Annotated in this window: 14 protein-coding genes; 5 read left to right on the forward strand and 9 right to left on the reverse strand. The window is 43.5% G+C overall.

Features of this window, described 5'->3' with window-relative positions:
- Positions 1 to 27: 27 nt before the first annotated feature.
- Positions 28 to 7,944: a hypothetical protein gene (locus ACORHT_RS04620; protein WP_434350772.1), complete on the reverse strand. Its 7,917-nt coding sequence runs from the start codon at positions 7,942 to 7,944 to the stop codon at positions 28 to 30.
- A gap of 46 nt (positions 7,945 to 7,990) precedes the next feature.
- Here ACORHT_RS04620 and ACORHT_RS04625 point away from each other — a divergent pair, with 46 nt between their 5' ends.
- Entirely contained in the window at positions 7,991 to 8,167 is a 177-nt protein-coding gene (locus ACORHT_RS04625) for an LPXTG cell wall anchor domain-containing protein (protein ID WP_075230193.1), read from the forward strand.
- Positions 8,168 to 8,366: 199 nt separating this feature from the next.
- On the opposite strand, the gene ACORHT_RS04630 is transcribed toward ACORHT_RS04625, so the two are convergent.
- The 4 genes from ACORHT_RS04630 to nrdH form a co-directional block, all read right to left on the reverse strand.
- Positions 8,367 to 9,134, reverse strand: coding sequence for a DeoR/GlpR family DNA-binding transcription regulator (locus ACORHT_RS04630; protein ID WP_434350773.1), 768 nt, complete (start codon positions 9,132 to 9,134; stop codon positions 8,367 to 8,369).
- Between the two features lie 130 nt (positions 9,135 to 9,264).
- Positions 9,265 to 10,227 carry a class 1b ribonucleoside-diphosphate reductase subunit beta gene (gene nrdF, locus ACORHT_RS04635; protein WP_434350774.1) on the reverse strand — a complete coding sequence of 321 codons (963 nt, stop codon included), beginning with the start codon at positions 10,225 to 10,227 and terminating at the stop codon, positions 9,265 to 9,267.
- A gap of 173 nt (positions 10,228 to 10,400) precedes the next feature.
- Positions 10,401 to 12,560, reverse strand: coding sequence for a class 1b ribonucleoside-diphosphate reductase subunit alpha (gene nrdE, locus ACORHT_RS04640; RefSeq protein ID WP_434350775.1), 2,160 nt, complete (start codon positions 12,558 to 12,560; stop codon positions 10,401 to 10,403).
- 68 nt (positions 12,561 to 12,628) lie between these two features.
- A complete protein-coding gene (nrdH, locus tag ACORHT_RS04645; protein ID WP_000259242.1) occupies positions 12,629 to 12,847 on the reverse strand; it encodes a glutaredoxin-like protein NrdH in 219 nt (72 codons plus the stop codon).
- Positions 12,848 to 13,207: 360 nt separating this feature from the next.
- Here nrdH and ACORHT_RS04650 point away from each other — a divergent pair, with 360 nt between their 5' ends.
- The 3 genes from ACORHT_RS04650 (at position 13,208) to udk (ending at position 15,972) form a co-directional block, all read left to right on the forward strand.
- Positions 13,208 to 13,471: a phosphocarrier protein HPr gene (locus ACORHT_RS04650; RefSeq protein WP_000146952.1), complete on the forward strand. Its 264-nt coding sequence runs from the start codon at positions 13,208 to 13,210 to the stop codon at positions 13,469 to 13,471.
- A gap of 4 nt (positions 13,472 to 13,475) precedes the next feature.
- Positions 13,476 to 15,209 (forward strand): phosphoenolpyruvate--protein phosphotransferase, encoded by a 1,734-nt coding sequence (ptsP, locus tag ACORHT_RS04655; protein WP_414319695.1) that lies wholly within the window; start codon positions 13,476 to 13,478, stop codon positions 15,207 to 15,209.
- Positions 15,210 to 15,333: 124 nt separating this feature from the next.
- Positions 15,334 to 15,972, forward strand: a complete 639-nt coding sequence (gene udk, locus ACORHT_RS04660) for a uridine kinase (protein ID WP_434350776.1) — start codon at positions 15,334 to 15,336, stop codon at positions 15,970 to 15,972.
- A 199-nt stretch (positions 15,973 to 16,171) separates the two neighbouring features.
- On the opposite strand, the gene ACORHT_RS04665 is transcribed toward udk, so the two are convergent.
- From ACORHT_RS04665 to ACORHT_RS04675, 3 genes are read right to left on the reverse strand one after another with little or no spacing between them, the layout of a single operon-like run.
- A complete protein-coding gene (locus ACORHT_RS04665; protein WP_049526104.1) occupies positions 16,172 to 16,735 on the reverse strand; it encodes an ECF transporter S component in 564 nt (187 codons plus the stop codon).
- Positions 16,719 to 17,270, reverse strand: coding sequence for a phosphopantothenoylcysteine decarboxylase (coaC, locus tag ACORHT_RS04670; protein ID WP_434350777.1), 552 nt, complete (start codon positions 17,268 to 17,270; stop codon positions 16,719 to 16,721). Before coaC ends, ACORHT_RS04665 begins: the two co-directional genes overlap by 17 nt.
- Positions 17,271 to 17,281: 11 nt before the next feature.
- Positions 17,282 to 17,971, reverse strand: a complete 690-nt coding sequence (locus ACORHT_RS04675) for a phosphopantothenate--cysteine ligase (RefSeq protein ID WP_434350778.1) — start codon at positions 17,969 to 17,971, stop codon at positions 17,282 to 17,284.
- A 232-nt stretch (positions 17,972 to 18,203) separates the two neighbouring features.
- On the opposite strand from ACORHT_RS04675, the gene ACORHT_RS04680 reads away from it, so the two are divergent.
- Positions 18,204 to 19,874, forward strand: a complete 1,671-nt coding sequence (locus ACORHT_RS04680; protein ID WP_434350779.1) for a formate--tetrahydrofolate ligase — start codon at positions 18,204 to 18,206, stop codon at positions 19,872 to 19,874.
- Between the two features lie 90 nt (positions 19,875 to 19,964).
- Here ACORHT_RS04680 and lysS read toward each other — a convergent pair whose 3' ends face one another.
- Positions 19,965 to 21,455, reverse strand: a complete 1,491-nt coding sequence (lysS, locus tag ACORHT_RS04685; protein ID WP_075230184.1) for a lysine--tRNA ligase — start codon at positions 21,453 to 21,455, stop codon at positions 19,965 to 19,967.
- Between the last annotated feature and the right edge of the window lie 17 nt (positions 21,456 to 21,472).

A 21,472-nucleotide genomic window follows, 5' to 3' on the forward strand; every position in this document is an offset into this window, starting at 1 on the left:
TCAACCATATGCACCAACTGTTTATAATCAAAACGAAACTGTTACGGATAACAAATATCGTTCTGAATCAGCGTCAACAAGTGCATCAGTGTCAGCGTCAACTAGCGCATCAGTAAGTGCAATGACTAGCGCAAGTACATCAGCCTCAACAAGCGCAAGCACATCAGCAAGCACGTCAGCTTCAACAAGCGCAAGTACCTCAGCAAGCACATCGGCAAGTACCTCAGCAAGCACATCGGCAAGTACCTCAGCAAGTACATCAGTCTCAACAAGTGCAAGCACGTCCGCATCAACGAGCGCAAGCACCTCAGCAAGTACGTCCGCAAGCACGTCGGCTTCAACAAGTGCAAGTACTTCAGCAAGTACATCCGCATCAACAAGCGCAAGCACGTCAGCTTCAACAAGTGCAAGCACTTCAGCAAGTACATCTGCTTCAACAAGCGCAAGTACGTCAGCTTCAACAAGCGCAAGCACATCGGCTAGCACGTCAGCCTCAACAAGTGCAAGCACGTCAGCTTCAACAAGTGCAAGCACTTCAGCAAGCACGTCGGCTTCAACAAGTGCAAGCACGTCAGCAAGTACGTCTGCCTCAACCAGCGCAAGTACGTCGGCTAGCACGTCAGCTTCAACAAGTGCAAGTACGTCGGCTAGCACGTCCGCATCAACAAGTGCAAGTACGTCAGCAAGTACATCTGCATCAACAAGTGCAAGCACATCGGCAAGTACATCAGCCTCAACCAGCGCAAGCACATCAGCAAGCACGTCAGCTTCAACCAGCGCAAGTACGTCCGCAAGCACGTCAGCTTCAACAAGTGCAAGTACGTCGGCTAGCACGTCAGCCTCAACCAGCGCAAGTACGTCAGCAAGTACATCTGCATCAACAAGCGCAAGCACATCGGCAAGCACGTCAGCTTCAACAAGTGCAAGCACCTCAGCAAGTACGTCCGCTTCAACAAGTGCAAGCACGTCCGCAAGCACGTCCGCATCAACAAGCGCAAGTACATCAGCAAGTACATCTGCATCAACAAGTGCAAGTACGTCAGCAAGTACATCAGCAAGTACATCTGCATCAACGAGCGCAAGCACCTCAGCAAGTACATCAGCAAGTACGTCTGCATCAACCAGCGCAAGTACCTCAGCAAGCACATCGGCTTCAACAAGTGCAAGCACGTCAGCAAGTACATCTGCATCAACAAGTGCAAGTACGTCGGCTAGCACGTCTGCATCAACAAGCGCAAGCACGTCAGCAAGTACATCTGCATCAACAAGTGCAAGTACGTCAGCAAGTACATCAGCCTCAACCAGCGCAAGTACATCGGCAAGCACGTCAGCTTCAACAAGCGCAAGTACGTCAGCAAGTACGTCGGCTAGCACGTCAGCTTCAACCAGTGCAAGTACGTCGGCTAGCACGTCTGCATCAACCAGCGCAAGTACATCAGCAAGTACATCAGCTTCAACGAGCGCAAGTACATCAGCAAGTACATCAGCTTCAACAAGCGCAAGTACGTCGGCTAGCACGTCCGCATCAACAAGTGCAAGCACGTCAGCAAGTACATCTGCTTCAACCAGTACAAGTACATCGGCTAGCACGTCAGCAAGTACGTCTGCCTCAACAAGCGCAAGTACATCCGCATCAACCAGCGCAAGCACGTCAGCAAGTACGTCTGCCTCAACAAGCGCAAGCACGTCAGCAAGTACATCCGCATCAACCAGCGCAAGCACGTCAGCAAGTACATCCGCATCAACCAGCGCAAGCACGTCAGCAAGTACATCCGCATCAACCAGCGCAAGCACGTCAGCAAGTACATCAGCTTCAACAAGCGCAAGCACCTCAGCAAGTACGTCAGCTTCAACAAGTGCAAGTACGTCGGCTAGCACGTCTGCATCAACCAGCGCAAGTACTTCAGCAAGTACATCAGCTTCAACGAGCGCAAGTACATCAGCAAGTACGTCTGCATCAACCAGCGCAAGTACGTCAGCAAGCACGTCAGCATCAACAAGTGCAAGCACCTCAGCAAGCACGTCAGCTTCAACGAGCGCAAGTACATCGGCTTCAACAAGTGCAAGCACGTCGGCAAGTACATCCGCTTCAACCAGCGCAAGTACGTCGGCTAGCACGTCAGCATCAACAAGTGCAAGTACATCAGCAAGTACGTCAGCTTCAACCAGCGCAAGCACGTCAGCAAGTACATCGGCTTCAACAAGTGCAAGTACATCCGCCTCAACCAGCGCAAGCACATCAGCAAGCACGTCAGCTTCAACCAGCGCAAGTACGTCCGCAAGCACGTCAGCTTCAACAAGTGCAAGTACGTCGGCTAGCACGTCAGCCTCAACCAGCGCAAGTACGTCAGCAAGTACATCTGCATCAACAAGCGCAAGCACATCGGCAAGCACGTCAGCTTCAACAAGTGCAAGCACCTCAGCAAGTACGTCCGCTTCAACAAGTGCAAGCGCCTCAGCAAGCACGTCCGCATCAACCAGCGCAAGTACATCAGCAAGTACATCTGCATCAACAAGTGCAAGTACCTCAGCAAGTACGTCGGCTTCAACCAGTGCAAGTACATCAGCAAGTACATCTGCATCAACAAGTGCAAGTACGTCAGCAAGTACATCAGCCTCAACCAGCGCAAGTACATCGGCAAGCACGTCAGCTTCAACAAGCGCAAGTACGTCAGCAAGTACGTCGGCTTCAACAAGCGCAAGTACGTCAGCAAGTACGTCTGCTTCAACAAGCGCAAGCACATCGGCTAGCACGTCAGCCTCAACCAGCGCAAGTACCTCAGCAAGTACCTCAGCTTCAACAAGTGCAAGTACATCAGCAAGTACGTCTGCATCAACCAGCGCAAGTACCTCAGCAAGCACATCGGCTTCAACAAGTGCAAGCACGTCAGCAAGTACATCTGCATCAACAAGTGCAAGTACCTCAGCAAGTACATCTGCTTCAACAAGCGCAAGCACATCTGCATCAACGAGCGCAAGTACGTCAGCAAGTACATCTGCTTCAACAAGCGCAAGCACATCAGCAAGTACGTCTGCTTCAACAAGCGCAAGCACGTCAGCAAGCACATCGGCTTCAACAAGTGCAAGTACTTCAGCAAGCACGTCCGCCTCAACCAGCGCAAGCACGTCAGCAAGTACATCTGCTTCAACAAGTGCAAGCACTTCAGCAAGTACATCTGCTTCAACAAGTGCAAGCACCTCAGCAAGCACGTCAGCTTCAACAAGTGCAAGCACGTCAGCAAGTACATCTGCTTCAACAAGTGCAAGCACTTCAGCAAGCACGTCAGCTTCAACAAGTGCAAGCACGTCAGCAAGTACGTCTGCATCAACCAGCGCAAGTACCTCAGCAAGCACATCGGCTTCAACAAGTGCAAGCACGTCAGCAAGTACATCTGCATCAACAAGTGCAAGTACGTCGGCTAGCACGTCTGCATCAACAAGCGCAAGCACGTCAGCAAGTACCTCAGCTTCAACAAGTGCAAGTACATCAGCAAGTACATCTGCATCAACAAGTGCAAGTACCTCAGCAAGTACGTCGGCTTCAACCAGTGCAAGTACATCAGCAAGTACATCTGCATCAACAAGTGCAAGTACGTCAGCAAGTACATCAGCCTCAACCAGCGCAAGTACATCGGCAAGCACGTCAGCTTCAACAAGCGCAAGTACGTCAGCAAGTACGTCGGCTTCAACAAGCGCAAGTACGTCAGCAAGTACGTCTGCTTCAACAAGCGCAAGCACATCGGCTAGCACGTCAGCCTCAACAAGTGCAAGTACATCAGCAAGTACATCAGCTTCAACAAGTGCAAGCACATCAGCAAGTACATCAGCTTCAACAAGCGCAAGCACATCAGCAAGTACATCCGCCTCAACAAGCGCAAGTACATCAGCAAGTACATCCGCCTCAACAAGCGCAAGTACCTCAGCAAGTACCTCAGCTTCAACAAGTGCAAGTACATCAGCAAGTACGTCTGCATCAACCAGCGCAAGTACCTCAGCAAGCACATCGGCTTCAACAAGTGCAAGCACGTCAGCAAGTACATCTGCATCAACAAGTGCAAGTACGTCGGCTAGCACGTCTGCATCAACAAGCGCAAGCACGTCAGCAAGTACCTCAGCTTCAACAAGTGCAAGTACATCAGCAAGTACGTCGGCTTCAACGAGCGCAAGCACATCGGCTAGCACGTCAGCCTCAACAAGTGCAAGTACATCAGCAAGTACATCAGCTTCAACAAGTGCAAGCACATCAGCAAGTACATCAGCTTCAACCAGCGCAAGCACATCAGCAAGTACATCCGCTTCAACAAGTGCAAGTACCTCAGCAAGTACGTCAGCTTCAACGAGTGCAAGTACATCGGCAAGTACCTCAGCTTTAACGAGTGCAAGTACATCAGCAAGTACGTCAGCCTCAACAAGCGCAAGCACATCGGCAAGTACGTCAGCCTCAACAAGTGCAAGTACGTCAGCAAGTACATCCGCTTCAACAAGTGCAAGTACATCGGCTAGCACGTCAGCAAGTACATCCGCTTCAACAAGCGCAAGCACGTCAGCAAGTACATCCGCCTCAACAAGCGCAAGCACATCAGCAAGTACATCCGCTTCAACAAGTGCAAGTACATCAGCAAGTACGTCAGTTTCAACGAGTGCAAGTACATCGGCAAGTACATCAGCAAGTACGTCTGCTTCAACCAGCGCAAGTACATCCGCCTCAACAAGCGCAAGTACATCAGCAAGCACATCGGCAAGTACATCCGCCTCAACAAGCGCAAGTACATCAGCAAGTACATCCGCCTCAACAAGCGCAAGTACCTCAGCAAGTACATCTGCTTCAACAAGCGCAAGCACATCTGCATCAACGAGCGCAAGTACGTCAGCAAGTACATCTGCTTCAACAAGCGCAAGCACATCAGCAAGTACGTCAGTTTCAACGAGTGCAAGTACATCGGCAAGTACATCAGCAAGTACGTCAGCTTCAACCAGCGCAAGTACATCCGCCTCAACCAGCGCAAGTACGTCGGCTAGCACGTCAGCATCAACAAGTGCAAGTACATCAGCAAGTACGTCAGCTTCAACCAGCGCAAGCACGTCAGCAAGTACATCGGCTTCAACAAGTGCAAGTACATCAGCTTCAACCAGCGCAAGTACGTCCGCAAGCACGTCAGCTTCAACAAGTGCAAGTACGTCGGCTAGCACGTCAGCCTCAACCAGCGCAAGTACGTCAGCAAGTACATCTGCATCAACAAGCGCAAGCACATCGGCAAGCACGTCAGCTTCAACAAGTGCAAGCACCTCAGCAAGTACGTCCGCTTCAACAAGTGCAAGCGCCTCAGCAAGCACGTCCGCATCAACCAGCGCAAGTACATCAGCAAGTACATCTGCATCAACAAGTGCAAGTACCTCAGCAAGTACGTCGGCTTCAACCAGTGCAAGTACATCAGCAAGTACATCTGCATCAACAAGTGCAAGTACGTCAGCAAGTACATCAGCCTCAACCAGCGCAAGTACATCGGCAAGCACGTCAGCTTCAACAAGCGCAAGTACGTCAGCAAGTACGTCGGCTTCAACAAGCGCAAGTACGTCAGCAAGTACGTCTGCTTCAACAAGCGCAAGCACATCGGCTAGCACGTCAGCCTCAACAAGTGCAAGTACATCAGCAAGTACATCAGCTTCAACAAGTGCAAGCACATCAGCAAGTACGTCGGCTTCAACGAGCGCAAGCACATCGGCTAGCACGTCAGCCTCAACAAGTGCAAGTACATCAGCAAGTACATCAGCTTCAACAAGTGCAAGCACATCAGCAAGTACATCAGCTTCAACCAGCGCAAGCACATCAGCAAGTACATCCGCTTCAACAAGTGCAAGTACCTCAGCAAGTACGTCAGCTTCAACGAGTGCAAGTACATCGGCAAGTACCTCAGCTTTAACGAGTGCAAGTACATCGGCAAGTACATCAGCAAGTACGTCAGCCTCAACAAGCGCAAGCACATCGGCAAGTACGTCAGCCTCAACAAGTGCAAGTACGTCAGCAAGTACATCCGCTTCAACAAGTGCAAGTACATCGGCTAGCACGTCAGCAAGTACATCCGCTTCAACAAGCGCAAGCACGTCAGCAAGTACATCCGCCTCAACAAGCGCAAGTACGTCAGCAAGTACCTCAGCTTCAACAAGCGCAAGTACATCAGCAAGTACGTCGGCCTCAACAAGCGCAAGCACATCAGCAAGTACATCCGCTTCAACAAGTGCAAGTACATCAGCAAGTACGTCAGTTTCAACGAGTGCAAGTACATCGGCAAGTACATCAGCAAGTACGTCTGCTTCAACCAGCGCAAGTACATCCGCCTCAACAAGCGCAAGTACATCAGCAAGTACATCGGCTAGCACGTCAGCCTCAACAAGTGCAAGTACGTCAGCTTCAACGAGTGCAAGTACATCGGCTAGCACGTCTGCATCAACCAGCGCAAGCACGTCAGCAAGTACCTCAGCTTCAACAAGTGCAAGTACATCAGCAAGTACGTCGGCTTCAACGAGCGCAAGCACATCGGCAAGTACATCCGCCTCAACAAGCGCAAGTACCTCAGCAAGTACATCTGCTTCAACAAGTGCAAGTACGTCTGCATCAACCAGCGCAAGCACGTCAGCAAGTACGTCGGCTTCAACAAGTGCAAGTACCTCAGCAAGCACGTCAGCTTCAACAAGTGCAAGCACGTCAGCAAGTACGTCGGCTTCAACAAGCGCAAGCACATCTGCATCAACGAGCGCAAGTACGTCAGCAAGTACATCAGCCTCAACAAGTGCAAGCACCTCAGCAAGTACATCTGCTTCAACAAGTGCAAGTACGTCTGCATCAACCAGCGCAAGCACGTCAGCTTCAACAAGTGCAAGTACCTCAGCAAGTACATCCGCTTCAACAAGTGCAAGCACGTCAGCAAGTACATCAGCTTCAACGAGCGCAAGTACCTCAGCAAGTACGTCAGCTTCAACAAGCGCAAGCACATCGGCTAGCACGTCAGCCTCAACAAGTGCAAGTACATCAGCAAGTACATCCGCCTCAACCAGCGCAAGTACGTCAGCAAGTACATCCGCCTCAACCAGCGCAAGTACGTCAGCAAGTACCTCAGCATCAACCAGCGCAAGTACATCAGCAAGTACGTCGGCCTCAACAAGCGCAAGTACATCCGCTTCAACAAGCGCAAGCACATCTGCATCAACGAGCGCAAGTACGTCAGCAAGTACCTCAGCTTCAACAAGTGCAAGTACATCAGCAAGTACGTCGGCTTCAACGAGCGCAAGCACATCGGCTAGCACGTCAGCATCAACAAGTGCAAGTACATCAGCATCTGAGTCAGCAAGTACAAGTGCATCGACATCAGCATCTGAATCAGCATCAACAAGTGCATCGACATCAGCGTCTGAATCAGCATCAACAAGTGCATCGACATCAGCATCTGAATCAGCATCAACAAGTGCATCGACATCAGCATCTGAATCAGCATCTGAATCAGCATCAACAAGTGCAAGCACATCAGCATCTGAGTCAGCAAGTACAAGTGCATCGTCATCAGCATCTGAGTCAGCAAGTACAAGTGCATCGTCATCAGCATCTGAATCAGCATCAACAAGTGCAAGCACATCAGCATCTGAGTCAGCAAGCACAAGCGCGTCAACAAGTGCGTCAACATCAGCATCTGAATCAGCAAGCACAAGCGCGTCAACATCAGCATCTGAATCAGCATCAACAAGTGCAAGCACATCAGCATCTGAATCAGCATCAACAAGTGCAAGCACATCAGCATCTGAATCAGCATCAACAAGTGCAAGCACCTCAGCGTCTGAATCAGCATCAACAAGTGCAAGCACATCTGTTGTTACAAGTAAGGGAATGCCAGAGAGCTTATCGCTTGATAGCTTAGATATCGATAGTGTGATTACATCGGATTCGATCAGCACATCAGTATCGCAATCACTATCATTATCAGTAAGTACTAGCCAATCAATGGCTCACTCGACTTCAACTAGTCAAACTCCTCAAGCTGATAGCAGTAAAACACGTAAGCAGCTTCCAAATACTGGAACAACAGCTTCAGCTACAAATGCTCTTCTTGGAGCTGTAGCAGGTCTAACAGGATTAGGATTAGTGGCTAAACGTCGTAAGCGTGATGATGAAGAATAAATCTTCTAACGATTCTATTAGTTGATTAATTCGATCAAAAAACCTGAAAGATATAACTTTCAGGTTTTTTTCGTTCTATAATATTTGTGGTTTGTAAATATCTATAAACATCGCGCTAACTTTTTTTAATTTCTGTAAAATAAAAAAACTAGCCATGAAAATAGTAGTAGCTACTAGATTCTATGACTAGTTGTAGAGTTTAAGGTTTAGACTTGATAATTTTAGTTTGTTTAGATAGGGATAGGAGTGTTTCGTCACTTAATTTAGAATCAGTGATAATAGTATCGATATCTGAAATGTTGTAAAATGTAAAGAAATCAAACTTATCAAATTTGCTATGGTCAGCTAGGAGATACTTTTTATTGGCATTTTCCAGTGCTAATTTCTGAGATTCCCCTTCGTCTTCACTAAAAGTAGCGATAGCTTGATTCTTGATACCATTACAACTAACGAAGGCTTTTGAAAATTGCAAACTGGCAATATCTTGGAGGGTTAGAGTGCCTACAAATGCTCCTGTAATTGAACGATAATTACCACCGATTAGAATTAGGTCAGTTAGCTTACGCTCGTTTAGAATGAGAAATACAGGCAAACTATTGGTAACAACACGGATGTTATCGATAGAAAGCTCACGCGCAAAGAACTCTAACGTAGTACCTGGACCGATAAAAATAGTTTCTCTTTCTTCAACTAAGTGACTGGCAAAGCGAGCAATTTCTTGTTTTTCTGCTGTTTGTAGTCCTTGTTTTTCAACATTAGAACGCTCATTATTTAATAAGGAACCTGTTCGAAGTTTTTCGGCTCCACCATGAACACGAACCAGTAAATCCTTATCCGCCAACTCTTGTAAATAACGTCTAGCAGTCATATCTGAAATATCTAGGCGACTCATAATCTCTTTAACAGTGATCGTTCCTTTTGTATTAACAATTTCTAAGATAGTATCTAATTTTTCTTGCTTAAGCATCGGATCACCTCCATATCTATTACTATAATACCATAAACTAGAAAATCAATCAATGTAAAGAACAAAAATAAACAAAAACAAAAAAACATCTGAGTTTTTAAACAAGTCAGATGTTTTTTTAAGTCTTGTATTAATCTAGACCATAGTTATAGTCGTCATCTTGCATAGCTTCAACTTCACCAAGTAGGTAACCATTACCAACTTGAGAGAAGAAGTCGTGGTTTGATGTACCAGTTGAAATCCCGTTCATAACAATTGGGTTTACATCGTCCGCTGAGTCCGGGAAGAGAGGGTCTTGTCCCAAGTTCATAAGGGCCTTATTAGCATTGTAGCGAAGGAAAGTTTTAACTTCTTCAGTCCAACCAACACCGTCATAGAGGCTTTCTGTGTAGCCTTCTTCATTCTCGTAAAGAGTGTAGAGCAGGTCGTACATCCATTCTTTGAGTTTTTCTTGTTCTTCTTCTGGTAATTCGTTGAAACCAAGCTGGAACTTGTAGCCGATGTAGGTTCCATGAACTGACTCATCACGAATGATTAACTTGATGATCTCAGCAACGTTAGCCAACTTGTTATTTCCTAGATAGTAGAGTGGAGTGAAGAAACCAGAGTAGAAGAGGAAGGTTTCAAGGAAAACACTAGCTACTTTCTTTTCAAGTGGCGTTCCGTTTAGGTAGATTTCATTGATAATTTCAGCTTTTTTCTGAAGATATGGATTGGTATTAGTCCATTCAAAAATATCTTCAATTTCAGACTTGGTATTCAAGGTTGAGAAGATAGAAGAATAAGATTTGGCATGAACAGATTCCATAAACTGGATATTGTTAAAAACAGCTTCCTCGTGAGGTGTACGAATATCAGCACGAAGAGCCTGGACACCAGTTTCTGATTGCATGGTGTCAAGCAGGGTCAAACCACCAAAAACTTTACCAACAAGGTCTTTTTCCTTGTTGGAAAGCTTTCTCCAGTCATCCAAGTCGTTTGACAAGGGGATACGCGTATCGAGCCAGAATTGCTCCGTCAGTTTTTCCCAGGTTGATTTGTCGATGACATCTTCGATGGCATTCCAGTTAATGGCTTTGTAGTAAGTTTTCATTTGAAATCTCTTTCTGTATGTAGTAATGCGATAACATAATCATTCTTATTTTATCATAATTCTATGCTATAATCGAACAAAAAGTCGGAAGCCCGACTTTTATGTTCTTACATGATTTTATCAGAAAAATACGTTTAATGGATTGAGTAAATGCGATACTTTTGAGAGACGAATTAAATCACACAGCTCTCACATTGGTTAGCGCCAACTTCTCCGCCGTCATCGGTAAAGGTACGGACGTAGTAGATAGACTTGATGCCCTTGTTAAAGGCGTAGTTACGAAGGATAGACAAGTCACGTGTCGTTTGTTTATTTTCTTTCTTCCATTCGTAAAGTCCTGTTGGAATATCACTACGCATGAAGAGTGTGAGTGAAAGTCCTTGGTCTACGTGTTCAGTTGCAGCTGCGTACACATCGATGACCTTACGCATATCCATATCGTAGGCAGAAGTGTAGTAAGGAATCGTTTCTGTTGACAATCCTGCAGCAGGGTAGTAGATCTTACCAATTTTCTTCTCTTGGCGTTCTTCGATACGTTGCGTAATTGGATGGATAGAAGCAGATACATCGTTGATATAGCTGATAGAACCATTCGGCGCTACAGCAAGGCGATTTTGGTGGTAAAGACCATCGGTTTTAACTTTATCACGAAGTTCAGCCCAGTCTGCAGCACTTGGAATAAAGACATCTTTAAAGAGTTCTTTAACACGGTCTGATTTTGGAACAAACTGGCCTGTCAAATACTTGTCAAAGTAGCTTCCGTTAGCATAGTCTGATTTCTCAAAGTTGTGGAAGGTAACACCACGTTCACGTGCGATATTGTTTGACTCAACCAAGGTCCAGTAGTTCATGAGCATAAAGTAAATGCTGGTGAACTCAACAGATTCAGGAGATCCGTATTCAATCAATTGCTGAGCAAGGTAGCTGTGAAGTCCCATAGCACCGAGGCCAAAGGTATGAGCTTGACTGTTCCCGTGGTCGATAGTTGGAACAGCAACGATGTGTGAGCTATCTGTTACAAAGGTCAAAGCGCGAACCATTGCACGAATAGAGCGACCAAAGTCAGGCGAAGTCATCATGTTGACCACGTTTGTTGAACCAAGGTTACATGAGACATCAGTCCCCATTTTAAGGAATTCTTGAGCATCGTTGATAAGACTTGGTTCTTGGACTTGAAGAATCTCAGAACACAAGTTACTCATGATAATCTTACCATCAACTGGATTTGCACGGTTAGCAGTATCAATGTTGACGACATAAGGATAACCAGATTCTTGTTGCAATTTAGAAATTTCAGTTTCCAAATCACGCGCCTTAATTTTTGTCTTACGGATGTTTGGATTTGCCACCAATTCATCGTATTTTTCTGTGATATCGATGTAGTTAAAAGGTACACCATACTCTTTTTCAACAGAATAAGGACTAAAGAGGTACATTTCCTCATTCTTACGTGCTAATTCGTAGAATTTATCTGGTACCACAACCCCAAGTGAGAGAGTCTTGACACGAACTTTTTCATCGGCATTTTCTTTCTTAGTTGAAAGGAAGGCGATGATATCTGGGTGAAAGACGTTGAGGTAAACAACCCCAGCACCTTGACGTTGCCCAAGTTGGTTTGAGTAAGAGAAGCTATCTTCGAAAAGCTTCATAACCGGAACGACACCAGATGCGGCTCCTTCATATCCTTTAATAGGAGCACCAGCTTCACGAAGGTTGCTGAGGGAAATTCCGACACCGCCACCGATACGTGAAAGTTGAAGAGCTGAGTTGATAGAACGTCCGATAGAGTTCATATCATCTGTTACCTGGATCAAGAAGCACGATACCAATTCACCACGGCGAGCACGACCAGCATTCAAGAAAGAAGGTGTAGCAGGTTGATAACGTTGGTGGATAATTTCATTAGCGATATCAATAGCAATCGCTTCATCACCATCTGCGAAATAAAGGGCGTTAAAGAAGACACGGTCTTCCATGCTCTCAAGATAGTATTCCCCATCATTAGTCTTCAAGGCATATTGATTATAGAATTTATAGGCAGCCATGAAAGACTTAAATTGGAAGTTTTGGTCTTTGATAAATTCAGATAGTTCTTCCAAAAATTCTGGACGGTATTTCTTGATAAATGCTGTTTCAATATAGTTATGTTCAATAAGGAAATTAATTTTATCCGTAATTGAATGAAAAACCATTGTATTAGGTACAACATTTTCTTTAAAGAAGGCTTCAAGAGCTTCCTTGTCTTTGTGAAGCATGATTTGTCCATTCACAGGACGGTTAATTTCGTTATTAAGACGGAAGTAAGTCACATCTTCAAGTTGTTTTAATCCCATAAAAAATCCTTTATCTAATTACAAAAGAAAGGCTTCTAAGATAGACATAGAAGCTTTTGTCTTGATTCTTAAGCAAGTTGTTTGAGTTTACCTGGTTGGAAACCAGAGAAAACTTCTGTTGGTGTCTGAATGATAGGAGCAGCACTAAAGCCAAGCTCTTTTACTTGATCAATGTATTCAGGCTGTTCATCAAGATTGATTTCTTTATATTCAACATTATTACTGTCCAAAAAGCGTTTGGTCATTTTACATTGGACACAGTTGTTTTTAGAATATACGGTTACCATTGTGTAAGTCCTCTTTAAAAATTAATTACTTTCTTAGTATATCAGAAAAAAAAACTTTGTCAACTTTCTAAAACTAAATCTTGTGTAATTGTTTTACTGATTTTACCTACAAACACAATATATAGTGTAGATTTTGAAAACAACTAGCGAAAAAGCATTATTTCAATGATTAGGATTTTCACCAAAACTACATACTGTGTTTTGCTAAATATTATAGAAGATTTTCTGCAAGTTATCTGAAAGGAAATTGAAGAAAGTCCATAAAACACTTGAAAAATATCAATGAAGGTGATATAATACTAAATTGTAAGGGTTATCAGATATAACCCAACAAGAAAACTATTAAAGGAGAGTCAAACTATGGCTTCTAAAGATTTCCACGTAGTGGCAGAAACAGGTATCCACGCACGTCCAGCAACATTGTTGGTACAAACTGCTAGCAAATTTGCTTCAGATATCACTCTTGAGTATAAAGGTAAATCAGTTAACCTTAAATCTATCATGGGTGTAATGAGTCTTGGTGTTGGTCAAGGTGCTGACGTTACAATCACTGCTGAAGGTGCAGACGCTGATGACGCTATCGCTGCAATCTCAGAAACAATGGAAAAAGAAGGATTGGCATAAGGAAATGACAGAAATGCTTAAAGGAATCGCAGCATCTGACGGTGTTGCAGTTGCAAAAGCATATCTACTCGTTCAACCGGATTTATCATTCGAGACTGTTACAGTCGAAGATACAAATGCAGAAGAGGCTCGTTTGGATGTTGCTCTTGAAGCTTCTCAAAACGAGCTTTCTCTTATCCGCGAGAAGGCTGTAGGTACGCTTGGTGAAGAAGCGGCACAAGTATTTGACGCTCACTTGATGGTTCTTGCTGACCCTGAATTGATTGGTCAAATCAAAGAAACTATCCGTGCTAAGAAAGTGAATGCAGAAGCAGGTCTGAAAGAAGTTACAGATATGTTTATCACAATCTTTGAAGGCATGGAAGACAACCCATACATGCAAGAACGTGCAGCGGATATCCGCGACGTAACAAAACGTGTATTGGCTAACCTCCTTGGTAAAAAATTGCCAAACCCAGCTTCTATCAATGAAGAAGTGATCGTGATTGCTCACGACTTGACTCCATCTGATACAGCTCAATTGGACAAAAACTTTGTAAAAGCTTTTGTAACAAACATTGGTGGTCGTACAAGTCACTCAGCTATCATGGCTCGTACACTTGAAATCGCTGCTGTTTTGGGTACAAACAATATCACTGAAATCGTTAAAGATGGTGACCTACTTGCTGTTAATGGTATTACAGGTGAAGTGATTATTAACCCTAGTGAAGAACAAGCAGCTGAATTTAAAGCAGCTGGTGAAGCTTACGCTCAACAAAAAGCTGAGTGGGCACTCTTGAAGGATGCTCAAACTGTTACTGCTGACGGTAAACACTTCGAATTGGCTGCCAACATTGGTACTCCAAAAGACGTTGAAGGTGTTAACGAAAACGGTGCAGAAGCTGTAGGTCTTTACCGTACAGAGTTCTTGTACATGGATTCTCAAGACTTCCCAACTGAAGACGAACAGTACGAAGCGTACAAGGCTGTTCTTGAAGGAATGAACGGTAAACCAGTTGTCGTTCGTACAATGGATATCGGTGGTGACAAGGAGCTTCCTTACTTCGATATGCCACATGAAATGAACCCATTCCTTGGTTTCCGTGCTCTTCGTATCTCTATCTCTGAAACTGGAGATGCAATGTTCCGCACTCAAATCCGTGCTCTTCTTCGTGCTTCTGTACACGGTCAATTGCGTATCATGTTCCCAATGGTTGCGCTTTTGAAAGAATTCCGTGCAGCTAAAGCAGTCTTCGATGAAGAAAAAGCTAACCTTCTTGCTGAAGGTGTTGCAGTTGCGGATGACATCCAAGTTGGTATCATGATTGAAATTCCTGCGGCAGCTATGCTTGCAGACCAATTTGCAAAAGAAGTAGACTTCTTCTCAATTGGTACAAACGACTTGATCCAATACACAATGGCAGCAGACCGTATGAACGAGCAAGTTTCATACCTTTACCAACCATATAACCCATCGATCCTTCGTTTGATCAACAACGTTATCAAAGCAGCTCACGCTGAAGGTAAATGGGCTGGTATGTGTGGTGAGATGGCTGGTGACCAAACAGCTGTTCCACTTCTTGTCGGAATGGGCTTGGATGAGTTCTCTATGTCAGCTACATCTGTACTTCGTACACGTAGCTTGATGAAGAAACTTGACACTGCTAAAATGCAAGAATACGCTAACCGCGCTCTTACAGAATGTTCAACAATGGAAGAAGTTCTTGAACTTTCTAAAGAATACGTTGACTTCGATTAATCAAGTACAAATCCTTGTAGCTTCTAGCTATGAGGACTTTTTCTTCTATTTTGTAGAAAACTCCATCTGTAAAATTTATCAAAAATATGGTAAAATAGACAAGGGAAAATACAAGGAGGCTACAATGCAAAATAGACCAATCATTATCGGAGTAACAGGGGGATCTGGAGGAGGAAAGACAAGCGTATCTAAAGCAATCTTATCGCATTTTCCAAACGAGAAAATAGCTATGATTGAGCATGATTCCTACTATAAAGATCAATCTCATCTAACCTTTGAAGAAAGAATCAAAACCAACTATGACCACCCTTTTGCTTTTGATACTGATTTGATGATTGAGCAAATTAAGGAATTGTTGGCGGGGCGTCCTGTAGATATTCCTACCTATGACTACGCTGCTCATACTAGAAGTTCAAAATCCTATCGCCAAGAACCTCAGGATGTCTTTATCGTAGAAGGAATCTTGGTTTTGGAGGACAAACGACTTCGTGATTTGATGGATATCAAGATTTTCGTAGATACAGACGATGACGTTCGTATCATTCGCCGTATTAAACGTGATATGGAAGAGCGTGGTCGTAGCCTTGATAGCGTTATTGACCAATATCTTGGTGTGGTGAAACCCATGTATCATCAATTTATTGAGCCAACCAAGCGTTATGCAGATATCGTTATTCCAGAAGGAGTGACCAATACAGTAGCTATTGATTTGCTGACAACAAAGATTGAAAAGATTTTAGAAGAAGCACGTCTAGCACAATAATAAGTAGATAAAAGGCTGTGGGAAAGTAAATATTTGACCAAGATTGATGCCTTTTCCCATATCAGTGAGTCTTTTCAATCAAGCTTTTAGATAGAGAAAAACCTTCTTTCAAAGGATTTTCTAAGTCTTTAAGATCCACTAAATGCTGGAGCAGAGTTTCAGCGCAAATAAAAATCGAGGTCGGGATTTTCCCGACCTCTTATTTTTTGATTTTCTCAAGTCTCGGAACAATAACTAGGGTAAGTATTGCTGAGATAATCAGTTCTGCGATAGAGTTTGTTGAGATAACAGTAGCTAATAGTTTCTGGATATTTCCATCAAAAACATTTCCAAAGAGGAAGAAGATACCGCCTAGTACAAATACAGTATTAGTAAGTGAACCGAGAGCTCCCGCAAAGATAAGCCCCGCCTTGTTTCTGAGGAGTTTATAGACAAAGTATGGTGTCAAACCGATTAAGATACGAGGAATAATAGCAATAGCAAGTGAAGCTAAATTCCCATTTGGTACAAAAGGAGAGAAGAGGTAGCTAGTTGGGAGAATAGTGATCGTATTGACAGTCAAGCTAATCATTCCCATCAAGAAACCTAAGATAGCCCCAATTCGTGGTCCGTAGATGATACTAGCAATGATGACCGGGATATGGACAATGGTTGGTTTAATTGGAAATGGCAAGACATTAAAGACAATAGAGCTCAGCAAATGAATGACAATCATGCTGGCAAAAAAGATAGCAATAGGAGCAATATTAGAGCGTTTGTTCATGAAGTTTTTCCTTTATCTGTTGTAAAATAGTATCAAGATCAGCAAGAGCACCCCGTCCTACATCGCCACAGGCCAGTAGGGACTCTTTTGGAGCAATAATTGTATAACCATAAGTTTCTAAAGTTTTTAAGTTTGTTTGAGTTGATGGATGGTCATACATTTTGGTATTCATAGCAGGTGCCACTAGTTTTGGAATACAGTGGGGCAAGGCAAGAGCAGTAGAGGTTACCATATTATCGGCAAAACCATATGCTACTTTTGCAATCGTATTAGCGGTAGCAGGGGCAAGGATAAACAAATCTGTTTCTTTGCCAAGTTCGATATGATTGACTTTGTCAGGATAAGGTTCCTGCATAACATCCAGATGTACCGTATTTTGAGATAGGACTTGAAGGGTTAAAGGTTGGATAAAGGCAGTCGCAGCCTGGGTCATAAGTACAGTAACAGAATGCCCCTGTTTCTTCAAGTTACTAATCAAATCAGCAGCCTTGTAAGAAGCAATAGAGCCTGTAACAGCGAGTGTAATACGAGCCATAATTTTCCTTTCTAACAGTCAAATCCTTGAATTTTTTCCACTAACAAGTCAGCAATTTCTTGCTTGCTAGTAGCAAGCTGATAATCTTTTTCTTCTACTAGATAAGCCAGGTGCTGATCAGCATTAATCTGAGTGAGGTCATTAGCGACAATCAAGTCAGCTTGATTCTTTTCAAGACTTTCTCTAGCGATTTGAATCAGATGCTCCTTGGTAACATCGACAAGCAGTTTAAAGCCGATGAGATGAATACTTGGGTTCCATTCTTTGACAAGAGAAATAATTTTAGGATTTTTCTTGAGAAATAGGACTTGCACCTCATCCTTAGAGGAGATCTTTGTTTCCATATTTTTCTTATGCAAAAACTCACTTAAATCTTGGCTTGCTTGAACTTGGTCAAGACCAGTCATGTAAACAGGACTATAGTCAGAAACTGCCATGGAATGAATCAAAACTTGATAATCAGGAACAATCCGTTTCATCTCTCGAAGTAAATCGGAAGTGTTTTTGATTTCAATGATGGATAAATTTGAGTGTGGAGCTGGTTTTAACGCTTGTTGCGTAGTAATCAGACAGACCTGATGCCCAGCCTTTAGTAAAGCCTCAGTTATTACTTTACCAAGTCTACCGGTAGAGTGGTTGGTAATGGAGCGAACTCTATCAATGGCTTCGCTTGTACCACCAGATGTAACTAAAATTTTCATAGAACTATTGTACAAAAAAATGAGCAGTAAGTAAAATGAAAGCGATAAAATATTATGTGAAATCCCAACTTTAAACTATAGTTAAAACTTATAAAGGCATATAAAAATTTAAATAGTAGCCGATAAATCCTTTGAGGACGCTATATTTACGAACGTTATCAAGCTTTATGTCTGTTAAAAATCTTGTTTTGTGTTATAATGAATTAACACATTTGAGGTAGAGGAGTTCATTATGAAAACAGATATTGAAATTGCACAGAGTATCGAATTGAAACCAATCGTTGATGTTGTAGAGAAACTTGGTATTTCATACGATGATTTGGAGTTGTATGGAAAATATAAGGCTAAGCTAAGCTTTGATAAGATTCGTGAGGTTGAAAGTAATCCAGTCGGTAAATTGATTTTAGTTACTGCTATCAATCCAACACCTGCTGGTGAAGGAAAGTCAACTATTACCATCGGGCTTGCGGATGCTTTGAATAAGATTGGCAAGAAAACCATGATTGCTATTCGCGAACCTTCTCTTGGTCCTGTCATGGGGATTAAAGGTGGGGCAGCAGGTGGTGGTTATGCTCAAGTATTACCAATGGAAGACATCAACCTTCACTTTACTGGAGATATGCACGCTATCACAACTGCAAACAATGCTCTCTCTGCCTTGATTGACAACCATTTGCACCAAGGAAATGAGCTAGGAATCGACCAACGTCGTATTCTTTGGAAACGTGTTGTTGACTTAAACGACCGTGCTCTTCGCCATGTAACTGTTGGTCTTGGTGGCCCGCTTAATGGTATTCCACGTGAAGATGGTTTTGATATCACAGTTGCTTCAGAGATCATGGCTATCCTTTGTTTGGCAACTGATATTGAAGATTTGAAACGTCGTTTGGCAAATATCGTCATCGGCTACCGTTATGACCGTACACCAGTTTCGGTTGGTGATTTACAGGTTGAGGGTGCCTTAGCATTGATTTTGAAAGATGCTATCAAACCAAACTTGGTGCAAACAATCTATGGAACACCAGCATTCGTACACGGTGGTCCATTTGCCAATATTGCCCACGGCTGTAACTCTGTATTGGCGACAAAAACAGCTCTTCGTTTAGCTGATTATACTGTAACAGAAGCTGGCTTTGGTGCAGACCTTGGTGCAGAGAAGTTCCTGGATATCAAGACTCCAAACTTGCCAACAGCTCCAAGTGCAGTAGTCATTGTAGCGACTCTTCGTGCCCTTAAAATGAATGGTGGAGTTGCAAAGGATGCTCTGACAGAGGAAAATGTGGAAGCAGTACGTGCTGGATTTGCAAACTTGAAACGCCACGTTGAGAATATCCGTAAGTTCGGCATTCCAGCGGTTGTTGCTATCAATGAATTTGTTTCAGATACAGAAGCGGAAATTGCAGCTTTGAAAGAACTGTGTGCTTCAATCAATGTACCAGTCGAATTAGCTAGCGTATGGGCTGATGGAGCTGAAGGAGGAGTTTCTCTGGCTGAAACTCTCGTAAAAACAATCGACAAAAACCCAGCAAACTACACACGTCTCTATGACAACGACCTTTCTGTTCAAGAAAAAATTGAAAAGATTGTGACTGAAATATACCGTGGTAGCAAGGTTAACTTTGAGAAGAAAGCTCAAACTCAAATCGCTAAAATCGTTCAAAACGGATGGGACAAATTACCAATCTGTATGGCCAAAACTCAATACAGTTTCTCAGATAATCCAAATGCTCTTGGTGCACCTGAAAACTTTGAAATTACTATTCGTGAACTGGTACCAAAACTTGGTGCAGGCTTCATCGTTGCCTTAACTGGTGATGTCATGACTATGCCTGGACTTCCAAAACGACCAGCAGCTCTCAACATGGATGTAGAAAGTGATGGAACTGTTCTTGGATTATTCTAATTGAACAAAAAAAAGACAAGCTCAAAATCGGGTTTGTCTTTTATTTGAATACTAAAAAATCTCCTAGAATGTGACTAGGAGATTTATATTTTATTTCATAGTTGGGAAAAGCAATACATCACGGATAGTAGTAGTATCAGTGAGGAGCATGCAGAGACGGTCGATACCGATTCCCAAACCACCTGTTGGCGGCATACCGTATTCAAGGGCTTCGATGTAGTCGTAGTCGATACCAGTCGCTTCATCGTCACCAAGTTCTTTTGCTTTAGCTTGGGCTTCAAAACGGCTAAGCTGATCGATTGGGTCGTTCAGCTCAGTAAAGGCATTACCGTATTCTTTGGTCATGATGAAGAGCTCGAAACGATCAGTAAAGCGATCATCTTCAGGGTTCTTCTTAGCAAGTGGAGATACTGCTACTGGATGTCCATAGACAAAGGTTGGTTGAATCAAGGTTTCCTCAACAAACTCTTCAAAGAAAGCATTGATGATATGACCAACTTCAGTGTAGTGTTTTTCAACTGGAACTTTCTTCTCAGCTGCGATTGCCTTAGCTTCTTCGAAAGTCATATCTTTCCAGAAATCAACACCTGTAATTTCCTTGATTGCATCAACCATGTGTACACGTTTAAATGGTTCATTGATCTTGATCTCAGTTCCTTGATAGTTGACTGGACCATCACCTTTAACAGCTTTAGCAGCGTGTTGGATAATGCCTTCAGTTAAGTCCATAATGTCTTGGAAGTCTGCATAAGCTTGGTAAACTTCGATAGAAGTGAACTCAGGGTTGTGTGTAGCATCCATTCCTTCGTTACGGAAGATACGGCCAATCTCATAAACACGTTCCATACCACCAACGATAAGGCGTTTTAAGTGAAGCTCAGTCGCGATACGAAGCACCATGTCAATGTTTTGGGCATTGTGGTGAGTGATAAACGGACGAGCAGCAGCACCACCAGCTTCATTGTGAAGAACAGGTGTTTCCACTTCAAGGAATCCTTTTTGGTCAAGGTAACGACGAATTTCAGAGATGATTTTTGAACGAGTAACAAAACGTTCAAAGCTTTCACGGTTTGAAATCAAATCAAGGTAACGTTTACGGTAGATGGTTTCAACGTCAGTTAGTCCGTGGAATTTTTCAGGAAGTGGACGAAGAGCTTTAGACAAGTGAGTAATGTGAGTTGCCTTGATAGAGAGTTCTCCCATATCAGTACGCATAACTTCACCTTCGACACCAAGGAAGTCTCCTAAGTCAGCCTTTTTAAAGATTTCGTAGTTTTCTTCACCGACAGCATCCTTACGAACGTAGATTTGGATTTGACCTTCGCGGTCTTGAAGGTGGGCAAATCCAACCTTACCTTTACCACGTTTGGTAACAAGACGACCTGCAATAGTAGCAGTTTCGTTTAATTCGTGTAGTTTTTCTTTATCGAGATCAGCGTATTTATCTTTTAGTTCTTGAGAGTTGGCAGTACGTTCAAAACGTTTACCGAAAGGATCAATTCCTTGTTCACGGAGCGCAGCCATTTTTTCGCGGCGAACGATCTGCTGGTCATTTAGTTCTTCCATATGTTCTGTTGACATGGTTTCCTCCTGGTTTT

Source organism: Streptococcus sp. KHUD_014 (assembly GCF_051106275.1).
Taxonomy (GTDB): Bacteria; Bacillota; Bacilli; order Lactobacillales; family Streptococcaceae; genus Streptococcus.